At 49.1% G+C, this 10,431-nt stretch carries 13 protein-coding genes; 3 read left to right on the forward strand and 10 right to left on the reverse strand.

Features of this window, described 5'->3' with window-relative positions:
• Positions 1–762: TIM44-like domain-containing protein (locus tag IBX50_RS13640; protein WP_292256693.1), on the reverse strand; the 762-nt coding region annotated here is incomplete at its 3' end.
• Between the two features lie 145 nt (positions 763–907).
• Here IBX50_RS13640 and IBX50_RS13645 point away from each other — a divergent pair.
• Positions 908–1,453 (forward strand): hydrolase, encoded by a 546-nt coding sequence (locus tag IBX50_RS13645; protein ID WP_292256695.1) that lies wholly within the window; start codon positions 908–910, stop codon positions 1,451–1,453.
• 9 nt (positions 1,454–1,462) lie between these two features.
• On the opposite strand, the gene IBX50_RS13650 is transcribed toward IBX50_RS13645, so the two are convergent.
• From IBX50_RS13650 to IBX50_RS13690, 9 genes are all read right to left on the reverse strand, one after another.
• On the reverse strand, positions 1,463–2,614 hold the full coding sequence (locus IBX50_RS13650) for an AI-2E family transporter (RefSeq protein WP_292256697.1): 1,152 nt from the start codon (positions 2,612–2,614) through the stop codon (positions 1,463–1,465).
• Between the two features lie 14 nt (positions 2,615–2,628).
• Positions 2,629–2,844, reverse strand: a complete 216-nt coding sequence (locus tag IBX50_RS13655) for a DUF3185 family protein (protein WP_292256699.1) — start codon at positions 2,842–2,844, stop codon at positions 2,629–2,631.
• Positions 2,845–2,969: 125 nt separating this feature from the next.
• Positions 2,970–3,362, reverse strand: coding sequence for a PRC-barrel domain-containing protein (locus tag IBX50_RS13660; protein ID WP_292256701.1), 393 nt, complete (start codon positions 3,360–3,362; stop codon positions 2,970–2,972).
• The gene (locus IBX50_RS13665; RefSeq protein ID WP_292256703.1) at positions 3,359–3,508 is read right to left on the reverse strand and encodes a hypothetical protein; all 150 of its coding nucleotides are present in this window, start codon (positions 3,506–3,508) and stop codon (positions 3,359–3,361) included. Before IBX50_RS13665 ends, IBX50_RS13660 begins: the two co-directional genes overlap by 4 nt.
• A gap of 132 nt (positions 3,509–3,640) precedes the next feature.
• Positions 3,641–4,132, reverse strand: a complete 492-nt coding sequence (locus IBX50_RS13670; RefSeq protein ID WP_292256705.1) for a phospholipase D-like domain-containing protein — start codon at positions 4,130–4,132, stop codon at positions 3,641–3,643.
• Positions 4,104–4,529 (reverse strand): hypothetical protein, encoded by a 426-nt coding sequence (locus tag IBX50_RS13675; RefSeq protein ID WP_292256706.1) that lies wholly within the window; start codon positions 4,527–4,529, stop codon positions 4,104–4,106. The genes IBX50_RS13670 and IBX50_RS13675 overlap by 29 nt, the downstream gene beginning before the upstream one ends.
• A gap of 95 nt (positions 4,530–4,624) precedes the next feature.
• Positions 4,625–5,512: a transglutaminase family protein gene (locus tag IBX50_RS13680; protein WP_292256707.1), complete on the reverse strand. Its 888-nt coding sequence runs from the start codon at positions 5,510–5,512 to the stop codon at positions 4,625–4,627.
• Complete coding sequence (locus tag IBX50_RS13685) at positions 5,509–6,273, reverse strand: N-formylglutamate amidohydrolase (protein ID WP_292256709.1); 765 nt, start codon at positions 6,271–6,273, stop codon at positions 5,509–5,511. The genes IBX50_RS13680 and IBX50_RS13685 overlap by 4 nt, the downstream gene beginning before the upstream one ends.
• Entirely contained in the window at positions 6,273–6,998 is a 726-nt protein-coding gene (locus IBX50_RS13690) for a peptidase (protein ID WP_292256712.1), read from the reverse strand. The genes IBX50_RS13685 and IBX50_RS13690 overlap by 1 nt, the downstream gene beginning before the upstream one ends.
• Before the next feature lie 410 nt (positions 6,999–7,408).
• Between IBX50_RS13690 and IBX50_RS13695 the strand changes: the two genes are divergently transcribed.
• Positions 7,409–9,547 carry a catalase gene (locus tag IBX50_RS13695; protein WP_292256714.1) on the forward strand — a complete coding sequence of 713 codons (2,139 nt, stop codon included), beginning with the start codon at positions 7,409–7,411 and terminating at the stop codon, positions 9,545–9,547.
• 140 nt (positions 9,548–9,687) lie between these two features.
• Positions 9,688–10,308: a hypothetical protein gene (locus tag IBX50_RS13700; RefSeq protein WP_292256716.1), complete on the forward strand. Its 621-nt coding sequence runs from the start codon at positions 9,688–9,690 to the stop codon at positions 10,306–10,308.
• Positions 10,309–10,431 lie beyond the last annotated feature (123 nt).

A 10,431-nucleotide genomic window follows, 5' to 3' on the forward strand; every position in this document is an offset into this window, starting at 1 on the left:
TTGTGATCCACTCTCACTGATCACACCATGGAACATCACCGCCAGCTCAACTGATTGGTCAATCTGTTGGATATTGGTCACTTCGGCTGCCAGCTTGCGCACTTCAGTTTTAACAACTGCAGGCTGACGACTGCGCTCTTCACACAGGAATTTGTACAGCTGCGGTGTTACATACTCTTGGATACCTGATAAATCATTGGCATCCCACGCAGCCTGCAACTCAAGAAAGTGTGTACGAGCGCGCTGCAAAAAGCCTTCTTCATCAAACCAATCGGGAGCACCAAAACGTATGCCATCCGGTGTTGAGTCAGTGTCTGCAACTTCGGCTACAGGCTCAGAAGTTGAAACAGATTCATAGTTGGCGTTCTGCCGCTGATAACCACTGGCAGCAACCTCAGCAGGCACCTGACGCGTTGCGCGGCTGCGCAAAAACATAATCAGTCCACCACCAATCAACAGCATCAGAATAATGTCGAACATCTGCAGGCCTTCAAACGCACCACCCATAAACAAGGCAGCCAGCAAGCCACCGGCAGCCAGACCCATCAACATACCACCAAAACCTCTGCTGGCAGCTGCAGGCTGTTGCTGACGTTGTGGCTGGGCAGCTTGGCGTGGCGCTGTTTGTGCTGGTGGAGGAGATGCCTGACGAGAGAAGGTCCCGGAAGAAGCTCCACCACCCATCCGCCGAGCATCTGCCTCACTGATGCCAAGAGCAAAAACGAAGAGACAACTCATACTCAATGCAAGGAAACGTGCCACAGATAAAACCTCCGGTATTGTTTATTGTTCATACAAGGCCGCTGGAATGAGTGCGCTGCTTGAGTTAAGGTGAAAGTTGACACAGTGCACTCCTGCCTCATTAGACACAAGTCTAACAACAAATACCTTTTAATGGGAGTTTTACATGTTACTACAAGCCTCTCGAAGCCTTCTGTTAGTGATCGATGTGCAGAGTAAACTTGCACCCCACATTCATCAGGCATCACAAATCATCAACAATAACTGCTGGTTGCTCGAAGTTGCCAGAGAGTTGGGTGTCCCTATTCGAGCAACTGAGCAATATCCTGCCGGTCTGGGTGCTACCGTAGCCCCGATTATGGAGCGCCTTCGAAGTGAAGAAGTCCTGCAGAAAATGCATTTCAGCGCCTTAAAGGAAGAAAGCATCAAAAATCACTTGGCTGACCTGGATCGCCAGCAAATTGTGTTAACAGGGACAGAAGCCCATGTTTGTTGCTTCCAGACTGCGTCAGAATTGCTGGAGCAGGGTTATGAAGTTTATTTGGTGGATGAAGCAATCGGTTCACGTTACCAGCGTGACAAAGAACTGGCACTGGAGCGTCTTAAGCAGTTTGGCGCTCAGGTAGTCAGCAGAGAAATGGTTGCTTTTGAGTGGCTGGAAAAGGCAGGAACAGATACTTTCCGCCGTATCAGTCGAGGCTGGATCAGATAATACCAACCTTTATGACCTGACATTCTGAGCATCCAGCCTTTTTTCTAGGCTGGTTTTGGCTTCACCCCAGATGGCTACAAAAAAGGCTGTCAGGGGTACAGCAAGCACCATACCAATAATACCGCCCAGGATGGTGCCCCACAAAAACAGCGAGATCATCACCAGCGCCGGATGTAAACCCGAGCGATTGGCCATGATTTTGGGTGTTAATAACCAGCTTTCAATCAGTTGCACCGCCGCAAACACCAGTCCTGCCAGTAGCAATAACTGAACACCACCCTCTGGCTGCAGATAGGCCATGGGCAACACCACCATCAAGCCGATTAACGAACCAAGAAAAGGGACAATATTCAACAACCCCAGCACCAGGCCAATCAGCACACCAAACTTCAGGCCGATCAGCATAAAACTTATGGCATACAAGCCACCCATGCTCACCGCAATGATCAGTTGACCCTGAAAGAAGGCAGTGATGTATCCCACAAAAACATCCATAAAATAGAGTATTTTCTGCTGGGTAGACGCATGGAAAATTGATAGTTGTTTGGATACCTTGCCCCGGAGTGAACGTCCAGAGAGCAGGGCAAAAAACAGGAACAGGGGTACAAAACCGAGACCCGCCAACAGCCCCATATAACCAACAATGGTGCTGCCTGTGCCTTCCAGGTCTGGCATGACTGATTTGGTCACCTCCTTGCCATTACTCTCGATATTGGATGAAATCATCGAGCTGATTTCCGGAAAGCTGGAAGAAAAATGTGCCTGCCAGCTTGCCAATTGATCGGGCAAGGCAGTCAAAAGTTGTACGCCCTGGCTGACCAGAATGGGAACCAGCAACAGCATCAAACCACCCACGCCCAGAAAAAAGACCACCAGCACCAGAATAACTGCCAGCAAGTGTGAGAGGTGAAGCCGTCTTTCGAGAAACCTCACCACCGGGTAAAGCACCAGAGCTAGGATACCGGCAAGGGAAAGTGATAACAGCAGGTTGTAGAATACACCCAGTGTCCAGCTGAATGCCCACACAATAATGCCGATTAATCCAACCAGCGCAACCAGAGACAAGAGCACCGCTGTATAACGAAACAGGCGCAGCTCACCTGCGGTGAAGAGTCGTTTATCCGGACACAACAACGGGTTTTCATCCATATCGTGGGGCATTACATATTCCTGGGTTAACTTCTTGCGGGTTTACCAAACAACAGCAGTGCAACACCAGCCACGGCAGCAGCCGCTTCAAGAACTAGGAACCAGATGGTAGAGTCAGTAAAACGTCCTGTGACTGCCTCGGCCACCTGATCACCCACACTCTGAGATGACTGATACGCAAAGAAAAGCAGGATTAAACCCACAACCAGTAGTACAAGAGCAGGAACTATACTTCTTGTCATTTCAATCTCCTTTTCGGGGGAGTGGAATATTTCTTCCACTGTCAAAGTTGTTACTTAAAGATAACGCTGGTATTGGCCAGCGTTATTCTTTTTCACTGATGTGCTCAACCTACTGAGCAGTCAAATTACCGGATGTAGTAGGACTCAATTTTTGAACTCCAAGTGGAGTCAGCCATATCTGGCCATTGGTCTTTGTCAAAACCTGGTGCATTCTTCAGGCGCTCAATGTCCACGTTGAGCAAAAACCGATGATTTTCCCTGTCCAGCTTTAATGCCTTCCATGGCACGGCAAACAGACGGTCACCCATGCCCAAAAATCCACCTGAAGACAAAACAGCGTAACGAATTTTGCCTTCAGTCAGATCAAGCATAATGTCCTGAATTTTTCCGAGCTTTTCATCTTGCAGGTTGCAGACTTCGTTGCCGGTAACTGTAGCGGCACTCAGCAACGCAGTTCCGGGCAAGGTGCCTTCAACGGCACGGCTATCCATTGTTAGTGGTGCTGTTGGATTATTCATTTTTTCTCCTTCCGAGCGTTGTTATTAACATCACTTAACACTGTGTCATCCTTGCCACCTTGTTGCTGGGGCTTGCTCTTGTCAGCAGCGGGTTTGGTCTTACCCTTTTCGTTGGAAGGATTACTCTTGATCGGATTCTTGTTCATGTGCTACTCCAGATATTTATTTCTTTCGGGCTCTGCCTCTTGCCATAAACTCATGGTGAGACAGAGTGAACCTCCAAAATAGTTGAAGCTCCAGACCGAGTCAGTGCGGTGTCTAACTTAACCACGCCTGAATCAAAGTTGAGATTTGATGGGCAGTAAAATGAGTTCGGAGAGTTTTTCGCGCAACGGACGCTTGTTCCAGCGGGTAAGGGAATAGGACTTAGCCGACAACAGGTCATCCTCAAATACTGCTGTCATCTGGGCGGCAAAATCACGGTTGTAGATGTTCAAACTGGCTTCATCATTAAGTCGAATTGAACGCATATCAAAGTTGGTGGAACCCACGGAGACAAACTCGGTATCAATGACCAGCAACTTGGTATGCAGCATGGTTGGTTGATAGATGTGTATCTCAGCACCTGCGCCTAGTAGCGCACCCCAGTCCATCTTGGAAGCTATTTTGACCGTAAATGCATCAATGTGCGGCCCAGGTAACAGAATCCGAACACGAACATCACGTTTACGAGCAGCAATTAATGCCTCAATCAGCAGTTTGTCGGGTACAAAATAGGAGGCCGCCAGATCAATACTTGTCTCAGCCGCCATGATGGCAAGCAGATACATCAGGTGCATGCTCCATACGGGTACTGCCAACCCAGTCAATAATTACACTAACCGGTACACCTGCACGGGCACGTTCAGAAAGTGCCTCTGAGAAGGTTTCACCCATCTCCCCTGACCAGTAAATAAAGGTTTCAAAAGTGATTGAAGTTTGTGCTGAGCGAATCGCCAGTAACATCGCCGGAAAAATTTCATCACCATTTTGCAACGCGGTTACATGGTTGCCCTCAACAATCGCCGGGCCAAGCAGGACGGACATTTCGCGCCTAAACTGCGGATCAGAGATGACATAACGATGCTCAACGTTACGCTCCAGTACCTTTTCAGGTGACTTGAAGTTCTGCAACAACACCAGCACCAGGCTGGTGACCAGTGCGGTAATTCCGATAACCCAAAACATAGATTTTCGGCTCCCAGTAAATGACATTACAAACGGCCTCAGGAAGGTGTTACGAGATATTCACACTTTAGCCTGCCAGCCTTGGCGGACCCTGGTTACACGGCATCTCGATTTGTTGAGCTGGGGCAAACTTCAGGAATTTCGTCGGTACGCACTTTAAAATAGGTCAGGTTGCTGGGTCCGAATGTTGTGCTGATGGCAACATCAGCAGCATCACGGCCACGAGCGATAAGAATACGGCCCATGCGGGGCATGTTGTTGCGTGGGTCAAAGATGTACCACTGACCATCAAGGTAGGCCTCAAACCAGGCGGCAAAATCCATTTCTCCATAGGGTGGCGGAATCCCCATATCACCCAGATAACCTGTGCAATAACGGGCGGGAATATTTATGCAGCGGCACAGTGTGATGGCAAGATGTGCGTAGTCGCGACACACACCTTTTCTCTCCTGAAAAACATCACTGGCCGTTCTTGTACTGGATGCATGGTGGTAACCAAATTCAATATGCTGATGAACATAGTCACAGATTGCCTGGACTCGTAACCAACCCGTGGCATGATCACTGAAAAGTTGCCAGGCAATATCCGCTAGAGGATCCATTTCGCAGTAACGGCTACCGAGCAGAAACAGTAGTGCTTCGTCAGGGAGTTGCTCAACGGGGGTTTGTTTTGCTTCCGGGTTCACCACATCAGTCAGCCCGTTGTCATTAATCACAGCATCCGTTGATACACGCAACAGGCCTTGGGGGGCAAGTATACGTGTGCACTGGTTACCGTAACTGTCGTAATAGCTGGTAATGGGAACTGATGGTGAAACCACCACCAGATCAGGGACAATCAGATCCTGAGTGCGGCTAGGGTGCACCTTCAGCATCAGAATGATTGGGGTGGCCTGGAAACAGTCGAATATCATTTCATAACCAAGGCGAATTTTCATAGTGCTGACTCTGTACTGGGTGGAGGTTTTCTGGATTGTTGTCATGGCTGAAGGCCCCTGAGAGTTGTATGCAAAGAGGTGATAACGGCTGCCCGCAGGGCCGCCCATTGATCTGTAGGAAGCAAGGTGTTTTTCTGATTCAGTTCCAGCTCGATACCCAGATAGGCATCGGGCGGGTAGAGTTTTCTCAGTGAGGTAGTGAGGCCATCGTTGCGGCCGTCGTAGGGAAAATTACGGCGGACATCAAGGTTCGGAGCACAGGCTTTAAGAGCAGACTTCCAGTTTGCACACAGGGCACGCTCTCCTTTTCGAGCCGGATCATAAAGCAGACCAATGTCGACGTGGCGCACCTGGCCATCAAGGTTGTTGGTAAAACTGTGGCAAGAGATATGAGTAACTCGACCATGCCGGGCAATCGCCTGGGCAATTTGTTGCTCCGCTTCCTTACGATAGGGTTGATAATGCTCTGCAATGATCTCTTGCCTGATTTTGTCCGGCAGTGTGCGGATTTCTTCCATATGCAGGTGTTGATGGCCAATGGAGCGATTCAGATCCACCAGCAGACGACTTACAGTGGATGTCACCAAAGGCGCAGCAAAATCTCCAGCCAGTGCCCCCGCCATGACCAGAGCACCGGGATCAAAACCACGATGACTTTCCAGCAGTTTTTGACAGTGACGGAACCAGTGATGATAGGGTCGCGGAATCCGGTTGCCACCGTGTTCACAGGTAATAACCAGAGCCATCGCTGCCGGTGTCAGGCTGTTGTTTGGGTTAGGTAGGTTTTCCGCGCTATTCAACAACACTACCACTCCAGATTGGTCAGTCGACTGAAAACATCCCGGATTCCTGCATTCCAGTCTGTGCTCAGCGCATCAAAATATGGATCACCAGAATCAAAGCGGCGGCGCATGGTCACCTCCAGACTGTCGCGTTTGTAGCAGATCAGATCGATGGGCATACCAACAGACAAGTTACTGTTCATGGTGGAATCAAAAGACACCAGGACACATTTTGTTGCGTCATTCAGGTTGGTTGAGCGAGTTATTGCCCAATCAATAATGGGTTTGCCGTACTTGGTTTCACCGGTTTGAAAGAAGGGGGTCTGATCGCCTGCTTCAATAAAGTTTCCTTCGGAATAAAGGCGGAAGAGCCTTGGTGCCTCCCCTTTGATCTGACCGCCCAGGATAAACGATGACTGAAAACCACCATCATTTTTGGATAGGTACTGAGCGTCGCGTTTGTCTACTAACCGCATGGCATCCGAAACCAGCAAGGCAGCGTCAAACATGGATTTAGCATTTTGCAAGCTGGCGATTTCAGGTTGGGTTTCGTTCTGTCTGAGCATACTGATCACTGCCTGAGTGCCCGCCAGACTTCCGGAACTAAGCAGGATGATCACTCGATCTCCGGCCTGCTCAAAAAGACTCAATTTGCTGAAGCTGGCAAAGTTATCAACACCGGCATGGGTGCGTGAATCCGAAGCAAAGATCAGCCCTTCATCCAGCTTTACCCCAACACAGTAGGTCATTGCATCTGGCCTGATAACTTGCCCATCAAGTGATCACACACTGATTGGTCGGGTGGTGACAGGTGGATGTTTTGCAGCATCAGGTTTTTCTCCAGTAGAGATCGAGTCCGCCAGCAGTGGTACAAAAGGCAGTGTGTATTGCGCGAGACTCCAGCATGACTTGAATCAGCACAAGCATCTGTGCGCTTAACCACCAAGCCGGGAAAATGAAAAAGTGCGATAGCTGGACTTTAAGGAGTAAGGATCGCAGATAGAGAGGGTTACATCGGTGCGTTGCCACACAGATCAGCTGCTCGACCAACGTTTGTTATCGAACAGACGAATCCCACCCACAACGTAAAAATCGATTGAGTTGGCAGTTCAAGAGGCGTTCCGATGATCCACTCTCCTTTCCACGCGGGGTAAAAATTATGGCTACAAACAAACAAAAAACTGCAGCGTCACACGTAAAAAACAAAGGTGATAATTCCGACACAGATGTTACTTCACTAGACCGGGCACGGGTTGATGCCAGCACTGGACCGTTAACAACTAACCAGGGTGTTCAGGTCAGTGACAATCAGCACAGCTTAAAAGCCGGGCTACGCGGGCCTTCGTTACTCGAAGATTTTATTTTGCGTGAAAAAATCACCCATTTTGACCATGAGCGCATCCCGGAGCGAGTTGTTCATGCCCGTGGTTCAGCAGCTCATGGTTATTTTGAAGCCTACGACACACTGACTGAGTACACCCGAGCCGCGCCGTTTGCAGAGAAGGGTAAAATCACACCTGTGTTTGTGCGTTTTTCAACTGTCGCTGGTGAACGAGGTTCAAAAGATACCGCCCGTGATGCGCGCGGTTTTGCGGTGAAGTTTTATAGTGATGAAGGCAATTGGGATCTGGTCGGCAATAACATACCGGTGTTTTTTATTCAGGATGCAATCAAGTTTCCCGATCTGGTGCACGCTCTCAAACCGGAACCTCATCACGGCATGCCACAAGCGGCCTCAGCGCATGACACCTTCTGGGATTTTGTCTCTCTGATGCCAGAATCAACACATATGTTGATGTGGGTGATGTCGGATCGTGGTATACCGCGCAGTTATCGGATGATGCAAGGTTTTGGTGTGCATACCTTTCGCTTGGTTAATGACCTTAATGAATCGGTATTTTGTAAGTTCCACTGGAAACCACTACAGGGAACTCACTCACTGGTCTGGGATGAGGCAGTAAAAATATCGGGAGCAGATCCAGATTTTCATCGACGGGATTTGTGGGAAGCCATTGAGTCGGGTGAGTTCCCGGAATGGGAGCTGGGGTTGCAGATATTTACCGAAGAACAAGCAGAAGCTTTCAGTTTTGATGTGCTCGACTCAACCAAGCTGATACCGGAAGAATTGGTACCACTGACACCAGTCGGACGCATGGTGCTGAACCGTAACCCTGATAATTTTTTTTCAGAAACTGAGCAGGTGGCCTTCTGTACCGCTCACATTATTCCCGGTATCGACTTCTCCAACGATCCGTTACTTGCCGGTCGAATCCATTCTTATGTGGATACACAAATCACCCGCCTTGGTGGGGCAAATTTCCACGAGATCCCCATCAACGCACCACTTGCCTCGGTACAAAACAATCAACGTGACGGTATACATCGTCAGGCGGTGAATCACGGACGTGTGGCTTACGAGCCGAATTCCTTGGCGGGTGGCTGTCCTTTTCAGGGTGGGGCAAGCGGGTTTGTATCCTTCCCAGAGACTACGGGTGAAGACAAAGTCCGAGGAAAATCGACAAAATTTACTGAGCACTATGCACAAGCCACTCTGTTTTTTGACAGTCAGACCCCTGTTGAGAAAGACCATATTATTGCAGCCTTTCGCTTCGAGCTGAGTAAGGTCGAAGTAGTTGCCATACGTGAACGGATGCTGTCTTCATTAGTCAACGTTTCAACAGAGCTGGCCGCCAAGATTGCAGCCGGTTTGGGTATGGAGGTTCCCGATGCCATGCCAAAAGTCAGCAGTAACTCACAACCACCGGAAATCACCGTTTCACCGACCTTGTCACTAACTGCACTACCAGGTGAGTGTGGTATTCGTACACGCCAGATTGCTGTACTGGTTGAGGATGGTGTTGATCAAACTTCACTTGTTAATCTTAATGCTCTGCTGGTTGATGCTGGGACAGTGGTACATTTTGTGGGGTCACGAGTGGGTAGGTTTGTCAGTTCATCCGGTGAAAAAATCGAAGCGGGCAAGTCGATGGAAAACACTCCGGGCTTTCTGTTTGATGCACTGGTGCTGCCTGATGGCAAAGACGCAGTTCAGGCACTGACTGACAATGAGCACACCATGGAGTTTATAAAAGATCAGGTCAAACACAGTAAAACAATTCTTGCTTTGGGTGCCGGGAAGAAGCTGCTGGAACTGGCAGGTATCAAACCAACCATGAATAAAGACAAGGGTATCCTGCTGGCAGAGAGCACCAATATCGCTGAGATCACACCTGCATTTATTGAGGCAGTTGCTGGTCACCGATACCCATTTCACAGCAGTGAATCACCAACCCAATGATGCAGCCTGCAGCTATTGTTTTAGTTACCGTTCGCTAGCATACCGACTCAGCAGTGCCTCCTTCCTACAATTTGTAAACCCATCGGCCACACCGGCTGATGGGTGAGCCTTAACTAACATCGCACATTCAAGAGGAATTTATGAACAAGAAACCCTATATCAAGAAGCGACTGCACGAGTTGTTGTATCAGGCACTCGAAACAGAACGCGGGGGCATAAAGATCTACGAAACTGCACTGACCTGTGTGTTAAACGAGGATCTGTCAGACGAATGGGAAGAGTACCTCGAACAAACACTCAAGCATGAGCAGGTACTACTGAAAGTATTTAAAGAATTAAATCTCGATCCGAACACTATAACCCCGGGTCGCAAAGTGGTGGCACACATTGGTGATTCGCTGGTCACGGCAATGAAAATGGCAAAAGCACAAGGGGATCCAACCGCAGCACAACTGGTAGCAGGTGAATGTGTGGTTCTTGCAGAGACCAAGGATCACATGAACTGGGAGTTGATCGGACATTTGGCAGAAAATGGGCAGGGTGAAGAAACTGAAGCACTTAAAACTGCCTTCGAAACAATTGGTGAGGAAGAAGATCATCACCTCTACCACACCAAGGGATTTACCCGTGAATTGTGGATTGCATCCTTAGGTTTACCTGCGGTTCTGCCACCACCTGAAGAAATTAAAGCGGTTGAAAGTGCCATAGGTGCTGCACGGGCACAAAACCAGCGCGATAACATGCTGCAAGCCAAATCTTGATAACTAGTCGCTCCTGCAAAAACGCCTCTTTTTCAGGAGCGCTCTGACTTCATTCACACCACCTGAGCTTCCAGCTTAACTGATGGCTGCTTAATGGCTTCAACCAGTGTACTCACCGAGTAG

The sequence above is a fragment of the Marinospirillum sp. genome, from assembly GCF_014859565.1.